Here is a 21,714-nt window from a genome sequence, read left to right on the forward strand (position 1 = left end):
GGCACCGGGACGAGCGGGTGCAGCGGGCCACGGCGAACCTCCTGGGCCGCATCTGCAAGCGGGCGTGAGGCAGAATCGTGGTGGCTTGGACAGAACCACCAGGAGGAAGCGTGTCCGGATTCGTCGAAAAGCCCGAACCGGTGGAGGTTCCGGGCCTTGAGCACCTGCACACCGGCAAGGTGCGTGACCTCTACCGGACCGAGCGGGGCGAGCTGGTCATGGTCGCCAGCGACCGGATGTCCGCGTACGACTGGGTGCTGCCCACCGAGATCCCCGACAAGGGCCGGGTCCTCACCCAGCTCTCGCTGTGGTGGTTCGACCTGCTCTCCGACCTGGTCCCGCACCATGTGCTGTCCACCGAGCTGCCGCCCGGCGCCCCCGCCGACTGGCAGGGCCGCACCCTGGTGTGCCGTTCGCTGCGGATGATCCCGGTCGAGGCGGTGGCCCGCGGCTATCTCACCGGCTCGGGCCTCGCCGAGTACGAGCGCGACCGCACGGTCTGCGGTCTCGCCCTGCCCGAGGGGCTGACCGACGGCTCCGAGCTGCCCACCCCGATCTTCACCCCGGCCACCAAGGCCGAGGTCGGCGAGCACGACGAGAACGTGAGCTACGAGGAGGTCGCCCACCGGATCGGTGCCGAACCCGCCGCCCAGCTGCGCCAGACCACCCTCGCGGTGTACGCGCGGGCCCGGGACATCGCCCGGGAGCGGGGCATCATCCTCGCCGACACCAAGTTCGAGTTCGGCTACGCGGAGGCGACCGCGGACGTGGAGGGCGCCGAGCTGGTCCTCGCCGACGAGGTGCTGACCCCCGACTCCTCCCGCTTCTGGCCCGCCGACACCTGGCAGCCGGGCCGCGCCCAGCCGTCCTTCGACAAGCAGTACGTCCGCGACTGGCTGACCTCCCCGGCCTCCGGCTGGGACCGCCACGGCGAGCAGCCCCCGCCGCCGCTCCCCGCGGAGGTCGTGGAGCGGACGCGGGCGAAGTACGTGGAGGCGTACGAGCGGCTGACCGGCATCAGCTGGTAGCCCCCAGGGGCACGACGAAGGCCCCGGTCGCATCGACCGGGGCCTTGATCCTGAGCGGACGACGAGGCTCGAACTCGCGACCTCAACCTTGGCAAGGTTGCGCTCTACCAACTGAGCTACGTCCGCCTGCACCGCCGGTTTCCCGTTCGGCGCGCCTCTACTATAACCAAACCTCCGGCCGTCGCCACCACCGCCGGGAACAAACCCCCACGATCCGCCCCTACAGCCACCCCCGCTCGCGCGCCCTGCGCACCGCCGCGTGCCGGTTCTCGGCGTGCAGCTTCGCCGCCGCCGCGGAGAGATAGTTCCGCACCGTCCCCGGGGACAGCGCCGCCCGCCGGGCGATCTCCGCGATGGAGGCTCCGTCCGCCGCCAGGTCCAGCAGTTCCGTCTCGCGCGCGGTGAGCGGGGAGTCGCCCGCGCTGATCGCGTCGGCGGCCAGGTCGGGATCCACGTACCGGCTGCCGCCGTGCACCGCCCGGATGATCTCGGCGAGCCGCTGCGCCGAGGCGGTCTTGGGGACGAACCCCCGTGCCCCCGCCTCCAGCGCCCGCTTGAGGTGCCCCGGCTTGCCGTGGCTGGTCACGATCATGGTGCGGCAGTCCGGCAGCTCGGACCGCAGCGCCGCCGCGACCCCGACCCCGTCCGTGCCCGGCATCTGGAGGTCCAGCACCGCCACATCGGGCCGGTGCGCCCGCGCCATCGCCAGCGCCTCAGGGCCTGAGGCGGCCTCCGCTACCACCAGCAGGTCGTCCTCCAGGGACAGCAGCGCGGCGAGCGCGCCGCGGATCAGGTGCTCGTCGTCGGCGAGCAGCACCCGGATCACCCCGGTGTCGTTCATGCCCCGCCCTCCAGCGGGAGTTCGGCCCGCAGCCGGTACGTCCCGGCGGCATCGCCGGGACCGGACTCCAGCGTGCCGCCGAGCGCCGCGAGCCGCTCCCGCAGCCCCCTGAGCCCGCTGCCCTCGCCGAGTCCGGTCCCGGCCCCCGCCCCGGTACCGGCCCCCGTTCCGGTCCGAGTCCCCGTGGGCACCCCGTCGTTCTCCATCTCCAGCACCGCCGTCCCCGCCCGCACCCGCACCCGGACCGCGCACCGCCCGGCGTCCGCGTGCCGCAGCACGTTCGTCGTCCCCTCCCGGACCACCCACCCCAGCGCGGAGCGCACCGCCTCGGGCAGCGGCGCCCCGTCGCCGTCCTCGGGCGGGCCGTCGACGGTGCAGTCGACGCGGGCCGCGCGCAGCACCGAGCGGGCCCCGGCCAGCTCCACCTGGAGGTCCGCTTCCCGGTAGCCGCGCACCACGCCCCGGACCTCCATCTGGGTCTCGTGCGCGATCCGCTGCACCTCGACCATCTGCGTCACGGCCTCGGGCCGCTCCCGCCGCGCCAGCTGCACCGCCAGCTCGCTCTTGAGGGCGATCACCGCCAGGTTCCGTCCCATCACATCGTGCAGATCCCGGCCGAAGCGCAGCCGTTCCTCCGCGACCGCCAGCCGCGCCTGCACCTCCCGGTTGGCGTCCACTTCGTACATCACCTGGAGGATCCACCCCGAGCAGCGGACCGAGAACAGGCACAGCGCAGAGGTGACGACGACCGTGAAGAACACCCCCACCGGGGCAGCGGCCCCCGGGCGGACCGCCGTCTCCGCCACGGCCAGCACCGCCGCGATCCCCATGTGCAGGGCGAAGAAGGTACGGACCGGCAGCAGCAGCGCGGACACCATGGCGAGCGGCCCCGTGCTGAGCACGGCGGCCGTGATGGCCGTCTCCGGCTTGTGCGGTCCGTCGGCCGTCTGGAGCACGAGCCCCACGGCCAGCCCCGCCGCCGCCAGCGCGGCCGAGAGCGCGGGCAGCCGACGGCCCACCGGGCGGCCGCGCAGATAGTGGTCGAGCCCCCGCCGCAACAGCGGGACGGCGAACACGTTCTGAGCGGCGGACAGCCCGAGCAGCGCCCACACCAGCGCGGGTGCCGCGTCCCGCAGCCCCTCGACCAGCTGGCCGACCACCCCGAGCGCCACGAACCACGGCAGCACGTACAGCGTCCACCGGGTGAACAGCTCCACCCGCGTCAGCCGCGCCGCCCCGCGCCATCGCCGTATCACGGTCCCCGTACCCTCTCGCTCGCCCAGCCCCGCCCGGTCAGCGCCGCGGTTCCCAGGGGAACCGCTTCCGCACGGCCCACCCTGCCAGCACCGTCCAGGCCAGCGCCGTGGCGAGGGCGCCCAGGGCGTCGGCCGCGCTCATGTCGCCGGTCCACCCGGCCCGTACGAGATCGACCACCGGGGTCAGCGGCAACAGCCGGCACACCGACGCCACCTGGTCCGGCATCACATCCAGCGGCACGAAGAGACCGCAGGCGGCCATCGAGATCAGCATCATCGGCACCGGTGTCAGCTGCGCGGACTCCGCGCTCTTGGTGAACGCGGCTGTCGCGGCGGCCAGCATCACCATCTGCACGATGCCGACCGCGAGCCCGACGACGGCCAGATACGGCGCCTTCGGCGCGGCCACGTCGAGCACCACGCTCAACCCGCCCACCATCAGCACGCATTGCGCGAGCGCGAGCAGAACAGCCGGGAGCGCGGACCCGGACAGGATCTCCGCATCGGTCAGCTCCCCGGCCCGCAGCCGCTTGAGGACCAGTTCCTCGCGGCGGATCACATAGACGCCGACGAGGTTCATGTAGACGGCCAGCACCAGGGCCATGCCGAGGGAGCCGGGCAGCAGCAGCGTGCCCAGGTCCAGCCCGGTGCCCTTCAGGTCGACGCCCTCGACGGCCGTTTTCATGCTGTACGTGAGCATGCCGGGCAGCACCAGCGCGTACGTCAGCGCGGCCTTGTTGCGGGCCAGCAGCGTCAGTTCGGCGCGGGCCAGCGCGAACACCCGCCCGCGTGCGGCGGTCCGCGCCCTGGTGGTCCCTGCCGTGGCGGTCGTGGCGCTCACTGTGCCTCCCCCTGTGCCATGCCGGCGGTCGCCGTGCCGATGGCCGCCGGGCCGGTGGTTTCCGTGCCGATGGTGCTCGCGATGTGCAGGAATGCCTCCTCCAGCGAGGCCGACCGGGCGTCGAGCCCGCTCAGCGGGATCCGCCGCTCCCGCGCCCACAGCAGCACCTCGGTGGCGGTGAGCTGGAGGTCGCGGGTGCGCAGCCGTACGGCCTGGCCCACCGAGTCCCGCTCGATCGCGCCCAGCGCGGCGGGCGGGGGCAGATCGTCGGTCGAGGTGCCGTGGGGGAGGGTGAAGGAGAGGTGCGAGGGCCGGGCGGCCACGATGTCCGCGACCCGTCCCGAACTGGCGATCCGTCCCGCGTGCATGATCGCGAGCCGGTCGGCCAGCGCCTCGGCCTCCTCCAGGTAGTGGGTGGTCAGCAGCACCGTGGTGCCCTGGTCGCGCAGGCTGCGCACCAGCTCCCAGGTGTTGCGCCTGCTCTCCGCGTCCAGACCGGTGGTCGGTTCGTCGAGGAACAGCACCTCGGGGCGGCCGAGCAGGGCCAGCGCCAGATCCAGCCGGCGCTTCTCGCCGCCGGACAGCATCTTGACCCGTACGTCCGCCCGCCCGGCCAGATCCACCAGCTCCAGGCCCTCCCGCACGGGCCGGGCGCCGCTGGTGCAGCCCGCCCACATCCGCGCGGTCTCGGCGACCGTCAGCTCGGGCGGGAGGCCGCCTTCCTGGAGCATCATCCCGATCCGCGGCCGCACCTTGGCCCGCTCCCGGTACGGGTCGTGGCCGAGGATCCGCACCGTGCCGCCGGTCGGGGCGGCGAGTCCTTCCAGCAGTTCGACGGTGGAGGTCTTGCCCGCGCCGTTCGTGCCCAGCAGCGCGAACAGCTCCCCGCGCGCCACCGAGAACGAGATGCCCCGTACCGCGTCGAACCCCCGCGCCCCGCTGGGGCCGTACCTCCGCCGCAGCTCGTCGACCGCGATCGCGCTCTCTTTCGCATCCATGACTCCAGGCTTTCGCCGCCCGGGGGAGCCTTGTAGTGCGCGCTGTCATCAGCCCCGATGACAAATGTCATCGGCACCGAGCCGGACAACAGAAAGACCTGAGGCGCCAGTCGATTCGACTGGCGCCTCAGGTCCGTATGGAGCGGACGACGAGATTCGAACTCGCGACCCTCACCTTGGCAAGGTGATGCTCTACCAACTGAGCCACGTCCGCATGCCTCCGACCGGCTTTCACCGATCGGCGCGTGCATCACTCTACCCGATCTCCCGAAGGTGAACGAGAAGTGATGAGAGCGGGTGACAGGGATCGCACACTGCGCCTCCCCCTTGGAAAGGGGGCGCTCTACTACTGAGCTACACCCGCATGGTGTGTTCCTCGGGGTTTTGGCCTTCCGGCCTCGCCCCTCGGCGTGCTCCAGACTCTAGCGGACCACCCGGGGTGTTGTGCAACTCGGCTGAACGTCGCCTGAACGAGCGGTTCAGCGGGACTCGTTGAAGGCCTCGTAGACCTTCTTGGGGATGCGCCCGCGCGGCGGCACCTCCATGCCGTGCGACCGCGCCCAGGCGCGGACCGCGGCCGGGTCGGGCGCCACGGAGGTGCGGCGGTAGGTCTTGCCTGAGCGGGCCCGCTTGCGGCCCGCCTCCACGAAGGGGGCGAGGGTGTCGCGAAGTTTCGATGCATTGGCGGCGGTGAGGTCGATCTCGTACGACTTGCCGTCCAGACCGAACGTGACCGTCTCCTCGGCTTCCCCTCCGTCGAGGTCGTCGGAGAGCGTGACTACTACTCGCTGTGCCACGGATATCGGTCCTTTCGGGCTGCATCGTTGCGTTGACGTGCAAAGATGTCAGCTGTCCAGTTGTTAGCGAACAATGCTTTTTCATTTGTACAGCGACCGGCATTGCATTGTGAAGCCCCGGTAATTCCGTCAGCGTGTCACACCACAATCCCGACGATGCGTTTTTGCTGGATCTTTCCCTGGTAGTTGTCTCGGCGGTTGTCCTGACTGTGATATCTACTCGCGTAGATTTTGGCTCGGGGTAGGCTTGCGTCACCGCCTTACGCACCAGCACCACACCATCGGGAGTGCCAGTGGCACGCGTCGTAGTCGACGTCATGCTCAAGCCGGAGATCCTCGACCCCCAGGGCCAGGCGGTGCAGCGCGCACTGCCCCGTCTCGGTTTCGAGGGCATCGCCGACGTCCGTCAGGGCAAGCGCTTCGAACTCGAAGTGGAGGGTCCGGTCGACGACGCCGCCCTCGCCCGTATCCACGAGATCGCCGAAACCTTCCTCGCCAACACCGTGATCGAGGACTTCGATGTGAAGATCGAGGCCGACGCAAAGGCGGAGTCGTGACCGCACGCGTCGGAGTCGTCACCTTCCCCGGAACGCTCGACGACCGCGACACCCAGCGCGCGGTCCGCACCGCCGGTCTCGAAGCCGTACCGCTGTGGCACCGCGACAAGGACCTCAAGCAGGTCGACGCGGTGATCCTCCCCGGCGGCTTCTCCTACGGCGACTATCTGCGCGCCGGAGCGATCTCACGGTTCTCCCCGGTAATGGAGACCGTCATCGCCCAGGCGAAGGCGGGTATGCCGGTGCTTGGCATCTGCAATGGGTTCCAGGTTCTCACCGAGACCCATCTGCTGCCCGGTGCGATGCTGCGGAACAACCATCTGCACTTCATCTGCCGCGACCAGAAGTTGCGAGTGGAAAACGCGGAGACGGCCTGGACCCGCTCGTATGAGCAGGGCCAGGAGATCAACATCCCGCTGAAGAACATCGACGGCCGCTATGTCGCCGACGAGCGCGTCCTCGATGAACTCGAGGCCGAAGGCCGCGTCGTCTTCCGCTATCAGGAGCTGAACCCCAACGGCTCGCTGCGCGACATCGCCGGGATCTCCAATGCGGAGGGCAATGTCGTCGGCCTCATGCCGCACCCCGAGCACGCCGTCGAGCCGCTGATCGGCACCGGTCGCACCGATGGGCTCGGCTTCTTCACCTCGATCCTCAAGAGGCTGGTCAGCGCATGACCCTGGACACCACCAAGCACGCCGCCCAGACCCCGGACACCGAGCAGCCCTGGGCCGAGCTGGGGCTGAAGCAGGACGAGTACGAGCGCATCCGCGCCATCCTGGAGCGCCGTCCCACCGGCGCCGAGCTGGCCATGTACTCCGTCATGTGGTCCGAGCACTGCTCGTACAAGTCGAGCAAGGTCCATCTGCGGCAGTTCGGCGAGAAGGCCCCGGAGACCGACGCGCTGCTCGTCGGCATAGGCGAGAACGCGGGCGTGGTCGACGTCGGCCAGGGCTACGCGGTCACCTTCAAGGTCGAGTCGCACAACCACCCCTCGTACGTCGAGCCCTACCAGGGCGCGGCCACCGGCGTCGGCGGCATCGTCCGCGACATCCTCGCGATGGGCGCCCGCCCGGTCGCCGTCATGGACCCGCTGCGCTTCGGCGCCGCCGACCACCCCGACACCAAGCGGGTGCTGCCCGGCGTCGTCGCCGGCATCGGCGGCTACGGCAACTGCCTGGGCCTGCCCAACATCGGCGGCGAGGTCGTCTTCGACCCCTGCTACCAGGGGAACCCGCTGGTCAACGCCCTGTGCGTGGGCGTCATGAAGCATGAGGACATCCACCTGGCCAAGGCGTCAGGCACGGGCAACAAGGTCATCCTCTACGGCGCCCGCACCGGCGGCGACGGCATCGGCGGCGTCTCCGTGCTCGCCTCCGAGACCTTCGACGACAGCAAGCCCGCCAAGCGCCCCGCCGTCCAGGTCGGCGACCCGTTCCAGGAGAAGCTGCTCATCGAGTGCACCCTGGAGATCTTCAAGGAAGACCTGGTCGAGGGCATTCAGGACCTCGGCGGCGCGGGGCTCTCCTGCGCCACCAGCGAGCTGGCCAGCGCCGGCTCCGGTGGCATGCGCGTCGAACTCGACACCGTGCCGCTGCGCGACTCCTCGCTCTCCCCCGAGGAGATCCTGATGAGCGAGTCGCAGGAGCGCATGTGCGCGATCGTGACGCCGGAGAAGGCCGACCGCTTCCTGGAGATCTGCGAGAAGTGGGACGTCATCGCCACCGTGATCGGTGAGGTCACCGACGGCGAGCGGCTGGAGATCTTCTGGCACGGCGAGCAGATCGTGGACGTGCCGCCGCGCACCGTCGCCCACGAGGGCCCGGTGTACGAGCGCCCCTACGCCCGTCCCGACTGGCAGGACACCCTCCAGGCCGACGACGCGGGCAAGCTGCCCCGCCCGGCCACCGGGGACGAGCTGCGCGCGCAGGTGCTGCGCGTGATCTCCTCCCCGAACCAGGCGTCCAAGTCCTGGGTCACCGACCAGTACGACCGCTTCGTGCAGGGCAACACGGTCCTCGCCCAGCCCGAGGACTCCGGCATGGTCCGGGTCGACGAGGAGACCGGGCTCGGCGTCGCCGTCGCCACCGACGGCAACGGCCGCTACGCCAAGCTCGACCCGTACGCGGGCGCGCAGCTCGCCCTCGCCGAGTCGTACCGCAACGTCGCCGCGTCCGGCGCCAAGCCGCTCGCGATCTCCAACTGCCTCAACTTCGGCTCGCCGGAGGACCCCGCGGTCATGTGGCAGTTCGCGGAGGCCACCCGCGGTCTGGCGGACGGCTGCCAGACCCTGGGCACCCCGGTCACCGGCGGCAATGTCTCCCTGTACAACCAGACCGGCGAGACCGCCATCCACCCGACGCCCGTCGTCGCCGTCCTCGGCGTGATCGACGACGTGGCGCGGCGCACGCCGATGGCGTTCGCCGAGGAGGGCCAGCTGCTCTACCTGCTCGGCGACACCGCCGAGGAGCTGGGCGGCTCGGCCTGGTCGCAGGTGATCCACGACCACCTGGGCGGGCTGCCGCCCGCGGTGGACCTGGAGCGCGAGCGGCTGCTCGCCGAGATCCTGATCTCGGCCTCCCGTGACGGCATGGTGGACGCGGCCCACGATCTGTCCGACGGTGGCCTGATCCAGGCCCTGGCCGAGTCGTGTCTGCGCGGCGGCAAGGGCGCCCGGATCGTCGTCCCCGACGGCACGGACCCCTTCGTGCTGCTGTTCTCCGAGTCCGCCGGCCGGGCCGTCGTGTCGGTTCCGCGCAGCGAGGAGATCCGCTTCAACGACATGTGCGGGGCGCGCGGACTTCCCGCGGCCCGGATCGGTGTCGTGGACGGCGAGACGATCGACGTCCAGGGTCAGTTCTCGATCCCGCTGGCGGAGCTGCGGGAGTCCTACGAGGCGACCATCCCGGGCCTGCTGGCCTGATCACCCGCCCGCGTGGCCCCGTCCCGACGTGGGCGGGGCCACGCTCGGGGCTTCGTCAGCTCTTCGCCCAGAAGGCGTTGGCGGCGTCGATGTCCTCGACGCAGTAGTCGATGTCGCTGATCTTCCCGCCGACGATGGTGAAGAACAGCCCGGTCTTCATGTCCAGCGTGCGGTTGCCGCGCTCGGCACGGCAGTGCTGGCCGGAGATCACATGCCCGCGCCCGTCGGGCAGCACCGTCTCGATGTCGACCCGCAGGGTGCCGCCGGTCTCCTCGTATTCGGTGCGGTACAGCTGCAGGCACGCGTCCCGGCCCTTGTGGTGCCCGGAGAGCATGTGGTCACCGGGCACATGCTGGACGACGTCCGCCGTCAGCATCGTGGCGAGAGCGTCCAGGTCGCCTTGCTGGAACGCGGTGGCGGCTCGGCGCACCACGGCGGCATCGGGGTGTTCACCCATGACATTCACACCTTTCGCGCCAGTAGATACCTCTCTGTCCCCTTTCTTACATCCTCCGTCGGCCCCGCCGGGCTGTCGATAGGGTCGGCGCCATGCCGCCTCGCCCCCGCGCCCGCCGTTACGACCCCGCCAAGACCCGCGCCGCCGTGACCGCGCAGCTGCGGCACGTCCGGGACGCCGTACGGGAGCTGGACGAGGAACGGCTGGACGCGTCCATCCGGGCCGGCGGCCGGTCGGTCCGCGAGCTGATCGCGCACCTGTCGGCGGAGGCTGAGGCGGAGGCGGAGCCGGAACCGGAACCGGAGTCGGGAGCGGGAGCGGCCGACGAGGATGCCCGCGCCCTGGCGGCCCGCTGCGCCGAGCTGGTCGTCCACACCGGCGACCTGGCGGCGGCCACCGGCCTGGACGTGCCGTACGACCGCCAGGCGCTGGCCACCGCCGTCCGGCTGCTGGCCGACGCCCTCGCGGCGAAGGCGCCCGGCGGATCGGTCGAGCTGCGTATCCCGCCCTTCGCCGTCGTGCAGTGCGTGGAGGGGCCCCGGCACACCCGGGGGACGCCGCCGAACGTCGTCGAGACGGACCCGCTGACCTGGATCCGGCTGGCCGCCGGCCGCACCGGCTGGGCCGAGGCGCTGGACGCCGGTGAGGTGACGGCGAGCGGCGAGCGCGCCGACCTCGCCGCACACCTCCCGGTGCTCGATTAGACGGAGACATCGCAGGTCAGAGCGGTTCGGGCGGCGGCCGGAAGGGTCCGGGAACGGGTCTCGGTAAATGTGACATACGCCCCCCATCGGGTCCCTCGTTCGGACGCACAGCGGAACTGGCCTAGACTCGATGCCGTGCCACGTGGTGACGGACGACTCAGCCACGACCTGCTCCCCGGTGAGAAGGGCCCCCAGGACGCTTGCGGCGTCTTCGGAGTCTGGGCGCCGGGTGAAGAGGTCGCCAAACTCACCTATTTCGGGCTGTACGCCCTGCAACACCGCGGTCAGGAGTCCGCGGGTATCGCAGTGAGCAACGGCTCCCAGATCCTCGTCTTCAAGGACATGGGCCTGGTCTCACAAGTCTTCGACGAGACATCCCTCGGCTCCCTGCTGGGCCACATCGCGGTCGGTCATGCCCGCTACTCCACCACCGGAGCCTCGGTGTGGGAGAACGCGCAGCCGACCTTCCGGGCGACCGCCCATGGCTCGATCGCATTGGGCCACAACGGGAACCTGGTCAACACCGCCGAGCTGGCGGAGCTGGTCGAGGCCCTGCCCAGGGACAAGGGCCGGGCCACCCAGGTCGCGGCGACCAACGACACCGATCTGGTCACCGCCCTCCTCGCGGGGCAGGTCGACGAGGACGGCAAGGCGCTGACGGTCGAGCAGGCCGCTCCGATCGTGCTGCCGAAGGTCAAGGGCGCTTTCAGCCTCTGCTTCATGGACGAGCACACGCTCTACGCCGCCCGGGACCCCCAGGGCATCCGCCCGCTGGTGCTCGGCCGCCTGGAGCGCGGCTGGGTGGTGGCGTCGGAGACGGCGGCCCTCGACATCGTCGGCGCGTCCTTCATCCGGGAGATCGAGCCCGGTGAGATGGTCGCGATCGACGAGAACGGCCTGCGCTCCACGACCTTCGCCCCGGCCCGGCCCAAGGGCTGCGTCTTCGAGTACGTGTACCTGGCGCGCCCCGACACCGACATCGCGGGCCGCAACGTGTACCTCTCCCGCGTGGAGATGGGCCGCAAGCTCGCGAAGGAGGCCCCGGCCGACGCCGACCTCGTCATAGCGACGCCGGAGTCCGGCACCCCGGCCGCGGTCGGCTACGCCGAGGCGAGCGGGATTCCGTACGGCTCCGGGCTGGTCAAGAACAGCTACGTCGGCCGGACCTTCATCCAGCCGTCGCAGACCATCCGGCAGCTCGGCATCCGGCTCAAGCTGAACCCCCTCAAGGAGGTCATCCGCGGCAAGCGGCTGGTGGTCGTGGACGACTCGATCGTCCGCGGCAACACCCAGCGCGCCCTGGTGCGGATGCTCCGCGAGGCCGGTGCGCTCGAAGTGCACATCCGGATCAGCAGCCCGCCCATCAAGTGGCCCTGCTTCTTCGGCATCGACTTCGCGACCCGCGCCGAGCTGATCGCCAACGGGCTGTCGACCGAGGAGATCGGCAAGTCGCTGGGCGCCGACTCCCTCGCGTACATCTCCACCGACGGCATGATCGAGGCGACCACGATCGCCAAGCCGAATCTGTGCCGCGCCTGCTTCGACGGCGAGTACCCGATGGACCTGCCGGACCCGGGGCTGCTGGGCAAGCATCTGCTGGAGTCGGAGACGCAGGGCCAGAGCAGTGCCGACGCCGACGGCGTGCGGACGCTGACCGCCGGGGTCGGCGGCGCCGACGCGCTCCGCCGCCCGTAGGCCGGTTCCCGGGCACCCAGCCCTCGTATGCGCTACCCGAAACGAAAGAACTCAAGGTCATGTCTGAGTCCACTGGTGCCAGCTACGCCGCCGCGGGCGTCGACATCGAGGCGGGCGACCGCGCGGTCGAGCTGATGAAGGAGTGGGTCAAGAAGGCCAGCAGGCCGGAGGTCGTGGGCGGCCTCGGCGGCTTCGCGGGCCTCTTCGACGCCTCCGCGCTCGCCCGCTACCGCCGCCCCCTGCTGGCGTCCGCGACCGACGGCGTGGGCACCAAGGTGGACATCGCCCGGCGGATGGGCGTGTACGACACGGTCGGCCACGACCTGGTCGGCATGGTCGTGGACGACCTGGTGGTGTGCGGCGCCGAGCCGCTGTTCATGACCGACTACATCTGTGTCGGCAAGGTCCACCCGGAGCGGGTCGCCGCGCTCGTCAAGGGCATCGCCGAGGGCTGCGCCCTCGCGGGCTGCGCGCTGGTCGGCGGCGAGACCGCCGAGCACCCGGGGCTGCTGGGCGCCGACGACTTCGACGTCGCCGGGGCCGGTACGGGCGTGGTCGAGGCCGACGCGGTGCTGGGCGCGGATCGCATCCGTACGGGGGACGCGGTGATCGCCATGGCCTCGTCCGGACTTCACTCGAACGGGTACTCACTCGTCCGCCATGTGCTCTTCGACCGGGCCGGCTGGGCGCTGGACCGCGAGGTGCCGGAGCTGGGCCGGACGCTGGGGGAGGAGCTGCTGGAGCCGACCCGGATCTACTCGCTGGACTGCCTGGCCCTCACCCGCACGACCGAGGTGCACGCCTTCTCGCACATCACCGGCGGCGGGCTCGCCAACAACCTGGCCCGGGTCATCCCGGAGGGCCTGCGCGCGGTGGTGGACCGCTCGACCTGGACCCCCGGCGCGATCTTCGATCTGGTCGGGCGGCTCGGCTCGGTGGAGCGGCTGGAGCTGGAGAAGACCCTCAACATGGGCGTCGGCATGATGGCCGTCGTACCGGGCGGCTCGGTGGACGCCGCGCTCGCGACCCTCGCGGACCGCGGGGTGGACGCCTGGGTGAGCGGTGAGATCACCGACGCCGGGGCCGGTGACACGGAAGCGGTGACGCTGACCGGTGACTACGCGAGCTGAGCTGACCGCGCCGGGTGCGCGGACAGCACAGAAGCCGGTCCGAGGCGGGTGCCCCGGACCGGCGGAGGTGCGGCGATTGCCGAGCGCCTGGAACGTTAGGTTCAGGCGCGGCGACGCTGCGCGGACGGATCCGACCGGTCGTCGTCCTCGTCGTCATCGTCGTTGTACAGATCCGCGTACTGTGCGTACGGGTCATCGTCCAGCTCATCGTCATCCTCGAACGGCTCGCCATTCGGCGGCTGATTCGACGTCGGCGATGCGCCCAGCTCCTCGGCCAGGCGTGAGAGGTCAGTCCCGCCGCTGTTGTACTTCAGCTGGCGGGCGACCTTCGTCTGCTTGGCCTTGGCCCGGCCGCGCCCCATGGCTCGACCCCCTCAACGACGGGGCTCGACGGCCCCAGAGTCTTGACACGCGTTCACGTTCATGAATCGGAGCGGACTCCCCAGGGAGAGACCGGTCCGTAGGGCTTCAACGGTACCTGCTTCTGTGGCCATACGGTACGTCGCCCACACGACGTGCCACGAGGCAGAACCCGCGGGGCGCCCCGTCCCCGCTGGTCAGCTGCGATTTTAACCTGTCTCGTGGGGCGACCCGCCGACGGGCCGTGAGGGATCTCTCGCTGAGGGGTCTTTCCCGTCACACCCGAGCGACGCCCGGGTGTCCTCCGGGCGTCGCTCGGACCGTGCTCAGACGGCCCTCAGATGACACTCATACGGCTCCGTGACCCTCCGCCATCCGGTGTTCGGCGAGCCGGTCGGCGGCGGCCGCGGGCGGAATGCCATCGGTTCGCGCCCGATCAAAAATGGCCAAAGTCGTGTCAAAGATCTTTGACGCCTTGGCCTTGGCCCGCTCGAAGTCGAACCCGTGCAGTTCGTCCGCGACCTGGATCACCCCGCCCGCGTTCACCACGTAGTCCGGCGCGTAGAGGATCCCGCGGTCGGCGAGGTCCTTCTCGACGCCCGGATGGGCGAGCTGGTTGTTGGCCGCGCCGCACACCACCTTCGCGGTCAGGGCGGGCACCGTGTCGTCGTCCAGCGCGCCGCCGAGCGCGCACGGCGCGTACACGTCGAGGTCCGCGCGGATCAGCGCGCCGGTGTCCCGGACCGCCTCGATCCGGGGATGTCGGGCCAGTACCCGGTCGACCGACGCGGCGCGCACATCGGTGACGACGACCTCGGCGCCGTCCTCCAGCAGATGCTCCACCAGGTGGTGGCCGACCTTGCCGACGCCCGCGATGCCGACGCGGCGGCCGCGCAGCGTGGGCGCGCCCCAGGCGGCCTGCGCGCTGGCCCGCATGCCCTGGAAGACGCCGAAGGCGGTCAGCACCGAGGAGTCGCCCGCGCCGCCGTTCTCCGGGGAGCGGCCGGTGGTCCAGGGGCACTCGCGGGCGACCACGTCCATGTCGGCGACGTAGGTGCCCACATCGCAGGCGGTGACGTAGCGGCCGCCCAGAGAGGCCACGAAACGGCCGTAGGCGAGCAGTAGCGCTTCGGTCTTGATCTCTTCGGGATCGCCGAGGATCACGGCCTTGCCGCCGCCGTGGTCGAGCCCGGCCAGCGCGTTCTTGTAGGACATGCCGCGGGCGAGGTTGAGCGCGTCGAGGACCGCCGCTTCCTCGGGGTGCTCCTCGCCGGCGTAGGCGTGGAACCGGGTGCCGCCGAGCGCGGGGCCCAGGGCGGTCGAGTGGATCGCGATGACGGCCTTCAGGCCGCTCTCCCGGTCCTGGCACAGCAGGACCTGCTCATGGCCGCCCTGATCGGTGCGGAACAGTATCGACAGCGGTGAGAGAGGGTTCTGCACGCGACTCTCCGTCGGACCGTCGACGCTGACGGTGTGACGTACGTCGGTCACGGTGGTGACTCCCATAGGTCGGGTGGGGTGCCCTCCGAGCTGGTGGGGAGGGCCGGTGGGCACGAGCGTAAGCCCTGGGAGGGCGCGGGAGCGGCCATGTCCCCGCCGAGTCCGCATGGTGGTCATGGGACGATGCCGTGAGCAGGGAGTAGGCAACTCCTGGCGGTGGTATCGGCCTTGAGGGAGCGCGTGTGACCTTGGCGTCTTCGGTGATTGTCCCGTATACGGCGTATCTCCGTGTCTATGAGCCATTGGCCGCTTTTCCTGAGCCCGAGCGCACGCACTGGGCGACGTACGCCAAGCGCGACGACCTCCCCGGCGCGCAGGACGAGCTGCGCCGGTCGCTCGCCGACCTGCTCCCGGTGCCGCCGGTGCCGGTCCCGGTGCACGAGAGCGCGGACGCCTTCGTGGCGGTCGTGGACGGCGTCACATGCGTCTGTCCGTGGCGGACGCGGCTGCGCGGCTGGTTGGCCCTGGAAGAGCTGCCCGAGCGCCTTCCCGCCCCCCTTCTGGACGCCGCGCTGCCCCCCGTGGTGCGCCGCCAGGCCGCCTCGGACTACGAGCAGTGGCTGGAGCGCAACCCCGACGCCCGGCCGTGGATCCGCTCGGCGACCTGGCACGTCCCGGTCCGCTGGTTCGTGCTCTTCGCGGACGAGGAGCGCGAGTGCACCAAGGGTGACGAGGGGCTCATCCTGCGTTACCGAACTCCGATGGTCCAGGCCAGGCGGCGGGTCGCGCGCGGGCTTAAGGTGCTGAAGGAGGCTCTCGGCGAGGGCCCGCTCATCGACGGCCTGGTGGACGTGGGCCGGTGGCTCGAGGAATTCCATCCGCGGTCGCTGGTCGAACTGGACTACGGCGGTCTGGTGCACGTGCTGCCCGCCGGGCAGTTGGAGGACGACCGCTCGGCGGCGGATGTGGCGGAAGGGCTTGCGGCACTGAGGGACGGGGACGGGGAGCGCGCGGGCAGCGCGTACGAGCGGCTGACCGACCGGTGGAGCGAGATCCGGGGGCGGCAGAACGCCAGCTGAGATGATCGGGTCCAGGGAAAACGGATCCATCGGGCGGCCGGGTACGTCAGAGCCGGAGCAGGGGGACGTAGGTCCCGATCCGGGCCATTACGTCAATCGTGATCTAAAGCACTGACTGAGGGCCTTGCGGCAATCCCCCATCCTCGTGTCAAAATAGGACAAGGAGTCCGGGAAGTTCTCCTTCCGTCCAAGTATGGGCGGATTTATCGGTATTGCACTCCTTGGCGGATCTGGTACCCCTGATCCTGTTGTGACTGATCGTCACGGTCGCGTGACTGTCCGCTATGACATGGTCCATCGGCTTCCGTCGAGGTTGGGCACCTGAGAGGGCAATTCCATCGGTTTGGCCGACGCGGCTGGACAGATGGTGTAGTTGTAGTGCCGAGGACAAGCCGTTCGTCCTATAACCGACTCGGCCCGCGTCCGCCATTTCGGGCAACGCGGGTCAAGGTGCAGAATTTAGAGGAAAGAACCGTGATGGTTCGGTTCTCCCGAGGAGGCCGCTCATGACCGCTCGCACCCCTGATGCCGAGCCGCTGCTGACCCCGGCTGAGGTTGCCACCATGTTCCGTGTGGACCCGAAGACGGTCACGCGCTGGGCCAAGGCAGGCAAGCTCACGTCCATCCGCACGCTCGGAGGGCACCGGCGCTACCGCGAAGCGGAGGTCCGTGCGCTTCTCGCGGGCATCCCGCAGCAGCGCAGCGAGGCCTGAACAACCGCATAACCGGGCATTTCCGGGCCCCCCAGCCCGGCTTTCGCCTGTATGGCTCCACCACGACGGGTGCCTGCCCCAACAGGCCATCACCGCTCGACATGGGTGCGTCGTAGATCGCGCTGGACTCCGCCGGGTCCAGCGCGATCTTTTTTATGCCCTCACCGGCCCCGCCGCCGGGCGTCGGACGGCCGCTCCATCAGGGGGCGAGGAGGGCTCCGGACGGGCCTCCGCGGCGCTCTCGGGAGGGCCCGGACAGAGGGTGCAATTGCACATATTAAATTGACCTGTTGTGAGGAGGGCGTAAGTTCCCCCACTCTCCGAAACTCATTCGGTGACTCCCGTCACACAGTTCAGAGCTTGTCGAGTTCCGCTGAACCGCGGTAAGGGCTTACCGAGTTGACGAGTCGTCGGAGCATGATCCCCCCTCGGCGGGTGCCGGCTCGGTGGACGCCGGCTCCGCGGACGGTACGGGCTCCATCGCGAGCCGCAGCAGCCGATGGCAGACCGGGCAGTGCCGGGTCGAGTGGCGGTAGCCGGAGGCGGCCGCCAGGTGGGCCCGCAGCAGGGCCCGGATCTCATGTTTCGCGGTCGTCGTCATGTGCCCGCACCTCCCGGCCACCCCCACGCCACCTTCTAGTCTGGGTACCGCCGGTCGCGGGGCGCCGTCAAGACGACCGAAGGCCCGGATCCTTGTGCGGATCCGGGCCTTCGGTGTGTTGTGCGGTCCTGACGGGATTTGAACCCGCGGCCTCCACCTTGACAGGGTGGCGAGCACTCCAAACTGCTCCACAGGACCATCAGTGAAGCTCCACAGCCTGTTCGCTGTGTTCCTCGCTGCGGTGCGTCACAGACTCTACAGCAGGTCAGGGGGTGCGGTCGAACTCGCGCCCGCCCGGCCCGTCCGGCGCCGCCCCGGGCCGGGTCAGGGCCGGTCAGAGCTACGGAGCGACCGCGTCGATGGCCTTCACGATGCGCTTGTCGGAGACCGGATAGGCCGTGCCGAGCGCGTGCGCGAAGTAGCTGACCCGCAGCTCCTCGATCATCCAGCGGATCTCCAGCGCCTCCGGTGGCACCGGGCGGCCCGCCGGGAACTGCTCCAGCAGCCAGGCGTACTCGTCCCGCATCTCCTTGACCTTCGCCATCCGGGTGCGGTCCCGCTCGGCGTGGGTGGGGAGCTGCTGGAGGCGGCGGTCGACGGCCACCAGGTAGCGCATGAGGTCCGGGAGGCGGCGTACGCCGTGCGCGGTCACGAAGCCCGGCGTCATCAGCTCAGAGAGCTGTTCCCTGACATCCGTGAGGGACGGCAGCAGCACCGGGCTCTTGATGCCCTTCAGCCGCCGCTCGCACGCCTGCCAGGCCGCCAGCACCTCCTGGACCTTCCGGACGGTGTCCAGCGTGACGTCCGCGATGTCGGCCCGCACCGCGTCGAAGAGCTTGCGGAACGATTCCTCGTCCCACACCGGGCCGCCGTGGGCCGCGATGAGCCGGTCGGCGGCCGCGGACACACAGTCCTCGAAGAGCGCCGTGATGTTGCCGTGGGGGCTGCTGGAGAGCGCCAGCTTGGCCTGGTTGGACAGCTTCCCCTGCGCGAACTTCGCCGGGTTGGACGGCAGCTGGAGCAGGATCAGCCGCCGGGTGCCCCGCCACATCGCCTGCCGCTGCTCGGGTTCGGTGTCGAAGAGCCGCAGCGCCACCGACGCGCCCTCGTCCACCAGCGCGGGATACGCCTTGACCGGCTGGCCGCCGCGGCGGGTCTCGAAGGTACGCGGCAGCGTGCCGACCGTCCACGAGGTGAGCCCGCCGCGCTGCTCGATGCCGACGGCCTCCTTCGAGGACTCGAACGCCTTGGAGATCGCGGCCCGGGTCTTCGGCTTCAGCCGCTGTTTGAGCGCCTCCAGGTCCTTGTCCTCGGCCAGCTTGCGTCGCCGCTCGTCGACCACCCGGAAGGTGATCTTCAGATGGTCGGGGACCTTGGCCGGTTCCCAGTCCTCCGGCTCGATCCGGACCCCCACCATCCGGTGCAGCTCCCGGCCCAGCGCCGCCGTCAGCGGCTCCTGGAGCGGCATGGTGGCGTCCAGGAAGCGCTTGGCGTAGTTCGGCGCGGGCACGTAGTGGCGGCGCACCGGCTTGGGCAGCGACCGGATCAGCTCGGTGACCAGGTCCTCGCGCAGCCCCGGGATCTGCCAGTCGAAGCCGTCCGGGGTGACCTGGTTGAGCACCTGGAGCGGGACGTGGACGGTCACGCCGTCCGCGTCCGCCCCCGGCTCGAACTGGTACGTCACCCTGAACTTGAGCTTCCCCTGGCGCCAGGAGTCCGGATAGGCGTCCTTGGAGACGCCCTGCGCCCGCTCGTTGATGAGCATCGACTTCTCGAAGTTGAGAAGTTCGGCCTCGTCACGGCGCTTGTGCTTCCACCAGGAGTCGAAGTGCGCCCCCGACACCACGTGCTCCGGGATCCGCTGGTCGTAGAAGTCGAACAGCGTCTCGTCGTCCACCAGGATGTCGCGGCGCCGGGCGCGGTGCTCCAGCTCCTCCACCTCGCCCAGCAGCTTCCGGTTGTCGTGGAAGAACTGGTGGTGGGTGCGCCAGTCGCCCTCGACCAGGGCGTTCCGGATGAACAGGTCGCGACTGGTCTCCGGGTCGATCCGGCCGTAGTTGACCTTCCGCTGGGCGACGATCGGGACGCCGTAGAGCGTGACCCGCTCGTACGCCATGACCGCCGCCTGCTTCTGCTCCCAGTGCGGTTCGCTGTAGGTGCGTTTGACCAGGTGCTGGGCCAGCGGCTCGATCCACTCGGGCTCGATCTTCGCGTTGACCCGCGCCCACAGCCGGGACGTCTCGACCAGCTCCGCCGACATCACCCAGCGCGGCGGCTTCTTGAACAGGGCGGAACCGGGGAAGACGGCGAACTTGGCGCTGCGCGCGCCCACGTACTCGTTCTTCTCGGTGTCCTTCAGCCCCACATGGGACAGCAGCCCGGACAGCAGCGACTGATGCACGTGGTCCGGCGCCGCGTCCTGCTCGGACAGCTGGATGTCCATGGTCTTGGCGACCGTGCGCAGCTGGCTGTAGATGTCCTGCCACTCGCGTATGCGCAGGTAGTTCAGGTACTCATTGCGGCACATGCGGCGGAACGCGGAGGAGGACAGCTCCTTCTGCCGCTCCCGGATGTACTTCCACAGGTTGAGGAAGGCCAGGAAGTCGCTCGACTCGTCCTTGAACCGGGCGTGCTGCTGATCCGCCTGCTGCTGCTTGTCGGAGGGGCGTTCGCGCGGGTCCTGGATGGACAGAGCCGCCGCGATCACCATGACCTCGCGGACGCATCCGTTCCGGTCCGCCTCCAGCACCATCCGGGCCAGCCGCGGGTCCACCGGCAGCTGGGCCAGCTTCCGGCCGGTCTGGGTGAGCCGCTTGCGCGGGTCCTTCTGCTTGCCGTCCAGCGCGTGCAGCTCCTCCAGGAGCTGGACGCCGTCCTTGATGTTGCGCCGGTCCGGCGGGTCGATGAACGGGAACTTCTCGATGTCGCCGAGCCCCGCCGCGGTCATCTGGAGGATGACGGAGGCCAGGTTGGTACGGAGGATCTCGGCGTCCGTGAACTCCGGGCGGGTGAGGAAGTCGTCCTCGGAGTACAGCCGGACGCAGATGCCGTCGCTGGTCCGGCCGCAGCGGCCCTTGCGCTGGTTGGCGCTGGCCTGCGAGACCGGCTCGATGGGCAGCCGCTGGACCTTGGTGCGATGGCTGTAGCGGGAGATCCTGGCCGTGCCCGGGTCGATCACGTACCGGATGCCGGGGACGGTCAGCGAGGTCTCCGCGACGTTCGTGGCGAGCACGATCCGGCGGCCGCTGTGTCTCTGGAAGACCCGGTGCTGCTCGGCGTGCGACAGCCGCGCGTACAGCGGCAGCACCTCGGTGGACTTCAGCTGCTTCTTGGTCAGCGCGTCGGCCGTGTCCCGGATCTCCCGCTCCCCGGAGAGGAAGACCAGGATGTCGCCGGGCCCCTCGGCCTGGAGCTCGTCCACCGCGTCGCAGATCGCGGTGATCTGGTCCCGGTCGCTGTCCTCGCCGCCCTCCTCCAGCAGCGGCCGGTAGCGCACCTCGACCGGATACGTACGCCCGCTGACCTCGACGATCGGCGCGTCCCCGAAGTGGCGGGAGAAGCGCTCCGGGTCGATGGTCGCTGAGGTGATCACGACCTTGAGGTCGGGGCGGCGGGGAAGCAGCTGGGCGAGGTAGCCGAGCAGGAAGTCGATGTTGAGGCTGCGCTCATGGGCCTCGTCGATGATGATCGTGTCGTACTGGCGCAGCTCGCGGTCGGTCTGGATCTCGGCCAGCAGGATGCCGTCCGTCATCAGCTTGACGTGGGTGTCCGGGCTCACCTGGTCGGTGAAGCGGACCTTCCAGCCGACCGACTCGCCGAGCGGCGTCCCGATCTCGTCCGCGATGCGCTCGGCGACCGTGCGGGCGGCGATCCGGCGGGGCTGGGTGTGGCCGATCAGTCCCTTGACGCCCCGGCCCAGCTCCATGCAGATCTTGGGGATCTGCGTCGTCTTCCCGGAGCCGGTCTCGCCCGCGACGATCACCACTTGGTGATCGCGGACGGCCGCGAGGATGTCGTCCTTCTTCTGGCTGACCGGCAGCTCTTCCGGATAGGTGACATCCGGCATGGCGGCGCGGCGGCTCTCGACCCGCGCTTCCGCCCGTTCGATGTCGTCGGCGATCTCGCCGAGCACGGCCGCGCGGGCCTCGGGCTTGCGGATCCGGCGGGCGCCGTCGAGCCGGCGCCCCAGCCGCTGCTGGTCGCGCAGCATCAGCTCGGGCAGCCGCTCCAGAAGGGCGGACAGGGCGGGGGCAGGAGTCGTGGACATACGGATCCCAGGATCTCACCTCCGCAA

At 70.2% G+C, this 21,714-nt stretch carries 19 protein-coding genes and 4 tRNA genes; 9 read left to right on the forward strand and 14 right to left on the reverse strand.

Annotated features, from left to right (window positions below; translation table 11 throughout):
* The first annotated feature begins 110 nt into the window (after window positions 1-110).
* Entirely contained in the window at window positions 111-1,028 is a 918-nt protein-coding gene (locus tag ACH4TL_RS17135; protein WP_398314732.1) for a phosphoribosylaminoimidazolesuccinocarboxamide synthase, read from the forward strand.
* A 53-nt stretch (window positions 1,029-1,081) separates the two neighbouring features.
* Here the strand turns inward: ACH4TL_RS17135 and ACH4TL_RS17140 are convergent.
* The 8 genes from ACH4TL_RS17140 to ACH4TL_RS17175 all read right to left on the reverse strand — a co-directional run bounded on the left by ACH4TL_RS17140 (window position 1,082) and on the right by ACH4TL_RS17175 (window position 5,761).
* Window positions 1,082-1,154: transfer RNA gene (locus ACH4TL_RS17140), tRNA-Gly, on the reverse strand.
* Between the two features lie 94 nt (window positions 1,155-1,248).
* A complete protein-coding gene (locus ACH4TL_RS17145) occupies window positions 1,249-1,869 on the reverse strand; it encodes a response regulator (protein WP_398314734.1) in 621 nt (206 codons plus the stop codon).
* Entirely contained in the window at window positions 1,866-3,125 is a 1,260-nt protein-coding gene (locus ACH4TL_RS17150; RefSeq protein ID WP_398314736.1) for a sensor histidine kinase, read from the reverse strand. Before ACH4TL_RS17150 ends, ACH4TL_RS17145 begins: the two co-directional genes overlap by 4 nt.
* 37 nt (window positions 3,126-3,162) lie before the next feature.
* A complete protein-coding gene (locus tag ACH4TL_RS17155) occupies window positions 3,163-3,966 on the reverse strand; it encodes an ABC transporter permease (RefSeq protein WP_398314738.1) in 804 nt (267 codons plus the stop codon).
* Window positions 3,963-4,964 (reverse strand): ABC transporter ATP-binding protein, encoded by a 1,002-nt coding sequence (locus ACH4TL_RS17160; RefSeq protein WP_398314739.1) that lies wholly within the window; start codon window positions 4,962-4,964, stop codon window positions 3,963-3,965. Before ACH4TL_RS17160 ends, ACH4TL_RS17155 begins: the two co-directional genes overlap by 4 nt.
* A 138-nt stretch (window positions 4,965-5,102) precedes the next feature.
* A tRNA-Gly gene (locus ACH4TL_RS17165) sits at window positions 5,103-5,178 on the reverse strand.
* A gap of 78 nt (window positions 5,179-5,256) precedes the next feature.
* A tRNA-Gly gene (locus tag ACH4TL_RS17170) sits at window positions 5,257-5,328 on the reverse strand.
* Window positions 5,329-5,443: 115 nt separating this feature from the next.
* A complete protein-coding gene (locus ACH4TL_RS17175; protein ID WP_398314741.1) occupies window positions 5,444-5,761 on the reverse strand; it encodes an Lsr2 family protein in 318 nt (105 codons plus the stop codon).
* Window positions 5,762-6,054: 293 nt separating this feature from the next.
* On the opposite strand from ACH4TL_RS17175, the gene purS reads away from it, so the two are divergent.
* From purS to purL, 3 genes are read left to right on the forward strand one after another with little or no spacing between them, the layout of a single operon-like run.
* Entirely contained in the window at window positions 6,055-6,318 is a 264-nt protein-coding gene (gene purS, locus ACH4TL_RS17180) for a phosphoribosylformylglycinamidine synthase subunit PurS (RefSeq protein ID WP_398314743.1), read from the forward strand.
* Window positions 6,315-6,995: a phosphoribosylformylglycinamidine synthase subunit PurQ gene (purQ, locus tag ACH4TL_RS17185; protein ID WP_055545550.1), complete on the forward strand. Its 681-nt coding sequence runs from the start codon at window positions 6,315-6,317 to the stop codon at window positions 6,993-6,995. Before purS ends, purQ begins: the two co-directional genes overlap by 4 nt.
* A complete protein-coding gene (purL, locus tag ACH4TL_RS17190; protein ID WP_398314745.1) occupies window positions 6,992-9,241 on the forward strand; it encodes a phosphoribosylformylglycinamidine synthase subunit PurL in 2,250 nt (749 codons plus the stop codon). The genes purQ and purL overlap by 4 nt, the downstream gene beginning before the upstream one ends.
* A 55-nt stretch (window positions 9,242-9,296) precedes the next feature.
* Here purL and ACH4TL_RS17195 read toward each other — a convergent pair whose 3' ends face one another.
* Window positions 9,297-9,698 (reverse strand): nuclear transport factor 2 family protein, encoded by a 402-nt coding sequence (locus ACH4TL_RS17195; protein ID WP_398314747.1) that lies wholly within the window; start codon window positions 9,696-9,698, stop codon window positions 9,297-9,299.
* Window positions 9,699-9,790: 92 nt separating this feature from the next.
* On the opposite strand from ACH4TL_RS17195, the gene ACH4TL_RS17200 reads away from it, so the two are divergent.
* The 3 genes from ACH4TL_RS17200 to purM all read left to right on the forward strand — a co-directional run bounded on the left by ACH4TL_RS17200 (window position 9,791) and on the right by purM (window position 13,227).
* Window positions 9,791-10,402 (forward strand): sterol carrier family protein, encoded by a 612-nt coding sequence (locus tag ACH4TL_RS17200; RefSeq protein ID WP_398314749.1) that lies wholly within the window; start codon window positions 9,791-9,793, stop codon window positions 10,400-10,402.
* A 135-nt stretch (window positions 10,403-10,537) separates the two neighbouring features.
* Window positions 10,538-12,097, forward strand: coding sequence for an amidophosphoribosyltransferase (purF, locus tag ACH4TL_RS17205; RefSeq protein ID WP_398314751.1), 1,560 nt, complete (start codon window positions 10,538-10,540; stop codon window positions 12,095-12,097).
* A gap of 59 nt (window positions 12,098-12,156) precedes the next feature.
* Window positions 12,157-13,227, forward strand: a complete 1,071-nt coding sequence (purM, locus tag ACH4TL_RS17210; protein ID WP_398314753.1) for a phosphoribosylformylglycinamidine cyclo-ligase — start codon at window positions 12,157-12,159, stop codon at window positions 13,225-13,227.
* 101 nt (window positions 13,228-13,328) lie between these two features.
* On the opposite strand, the gene ACH4TL_RS17215 is transcribed toward purM, so the two are convergent.
* Complete coding sequence (locus ACH4TL_RS17215) at window positions 13,329-13,589, reverse strand: DUF3073 domain-containing protein (RefSeq protein ID WP_009716213.1); 261 nt, start codon at window positions 13,587-13,589, stop codon at window positions 13,329-13,331.
* 346 nt (window positions 13,590-13,935) lie between these two features.
* Window positions 13,936-15,093 carry a Leu/Phe/Val dehydrogenase gene (locus ACH4TL_RS17220; RefSeq protein ID WP_398314755.1) on the reverse strand — a complete coding sequence of 386 codons (1,158 nt, stop codon included), beginning with the start codon at window positions 15,091-15,093 and terminating at the stop codon, window positions 13,936-13,938.
* Between the two features lie 176 nt (window positions 15,094-15,269).
* On the opposite strand from ACH4TL_RS17220, the gene ACH4TL_RS17225 reads away from it, so the two are divergent.
* Together ACH4TL_RS17225 and bldC are read left to right on the forward strand one after the other, a co-directional pair.
* Window positions 15,270-16,106 carry a hypothetical protein gene (locus ACH4TL_RS17225; protein ID WP_398314757.1) on the forward strand — a complete coding sequence of 279 codons (837 nt, stop codon included), beginning with the start codon at window positions 15,270-15,272 and terminating at the stop codon, window positions 16,104-16,106.
* 506 nt (window positions 16,107-16,612) lie between these two features.
* On the forward strand, window positions 16,613-16,819 hold the full coding sequence (gene bldC, locus ACH4TL_RS17230; RefSeq protein ID WP_003949541.1) for a developmental transcriptional regulator BldC: 207 nt from the start codon (window positions 16,613-16,615) through the stop codon (window positions 16,817-16,819).
* 391 nt (window positions 16,820-17,210) lie between these two features.
* On the opposite strand, the gene ACH4TL_RS17235 is transcribed toward bldC, so the two are convergent.
* From ACH4TL_RS17235 to hrpA, 3 genes are all read right to left on the reverse strand, one after another.
* Complete coding sequence (locus ACH4TL_RS17235; protein WP_398314759.1) at window positions 17,211-17,420, reverse strand: DUF6274 family protein; 210 nt, start codon at window positions 17,418-17,420, stop codon at window positions 17,211-17,213.
* A gap of 123 nt (window positions 17,421-17,543) precedes the next feature.
* A tRNA-Asp gene (locus ACH4TL_RS17240) sits at window positions 17,544-17,618 on the reverse strand.
* A 142-nt stretch (window positions 17,619-17,760) separates the two neighbouring features.
* The gene (hrpA, locus tag ACH4TL_RS17245) at window positions 17,761-21,687 is read right to left on the reverse strand and encodes an ATP-dependent RNA helicase HrpA (protein ID WP_398314761.1); all 3,927 of its coding nucleotides are present in this window, start codon (window positions 21,685-21,687) and stop codon (window positions 17,761-17,763) included.
* Window positions 21,688-21,714: the final 27 nt, after the last annotated feature.

Origin of the sequence: Streptomyces sp. NPDC021115 (assembly GCF_044333065.1) — a bacterium.
Taxonomy (GTDB): Bacteria; Actinomycetota; Actinomycetes; order Streptomycetales; family Streptomycetaceae; genus Streptomyces.

Excerpts from the sequence above, each read along its gene's own strand:
- ACH4TL_RS17145 (WP_398314734.1), bottom strand. The coding sequence starts at position 1,869 with ATGAACGACACCGGGGTGATCCGGGTGCTGCTCGCCGACGACGAGCAC.
- ACH4TL_RS17160 (WP_398314739.1), bottom strand. The coding sequence starts at position 4,964 with ATGGATGCGAAAGAGAGCGCGATCGCGGTCGACGAGCTGCGGCGGAGG.
- purL (WP_398314745.1), top strand. The coding sequence starts at position 6,992 with ATGACCCTGGACACCACCAAGCACGCCGCCCAGACCCCGGACACCGAG.
- ACH4TL_RS17195 (WP_398314747.1), bottom strand. The coding sequence starts at position 9,698 with ATGGGTGAACACCCCGATGCCGCCGTGGTGCGCCGAGCCGCCACCGCG.
- ACH4TL_RS17200 (WP_398314749.1), top strand. The coding sequence starts at position 9,791 with ATGCCGCCTCGCCCCCGCGCCCGCCGTTACGACCCCGCCAAGACCCGC.
- purM (WP_398314753.1), top strand. The coding sequence starts at position 12,157 with ATGTCTGAGTCCACTGGTGCCAGCTACGCCGCCGCGGGCGTCGACATC.
- ACH4TL_RS17215 (WP_009716213.1), bottom strand. The coding sequence starts at position 13,589 with ATGGGGCGCGGCCGGGCCAAGGCCAAGCAGACGAAGGTCGCCCGCCAG.
- ACH4TL_RS17220 (WP_398314755.1), bottom strand. The coding sequence starts at position 15,093 with ATGGGAGTCACCACCGTGACCGACGTACGTCACACCGTCAGCGTCGAC.
- bldC (WP_003949541.1), top strand. The coding sequence starts at position 16,613 with ATGACCGCTCGCACCCCTGATGCCGAGCCGCTGCTGACCCCGGCTGAG.
- ACH4TL_RS17235 (WP_398314759.1), bottom strand. The coding sequence starts at position 17,420 with ATGACGACGACCGCGAAACATGAGATCCGGGCCCTGCTGCGGGCCCAC.
- hrpA (WP_398314761.1), bottom strand. The coding sequence starts at position 21,687 with ATGTCCACGACTCCTGCCCCCGCCCTGTCCGCCCTTCTGGAGCGGCTG.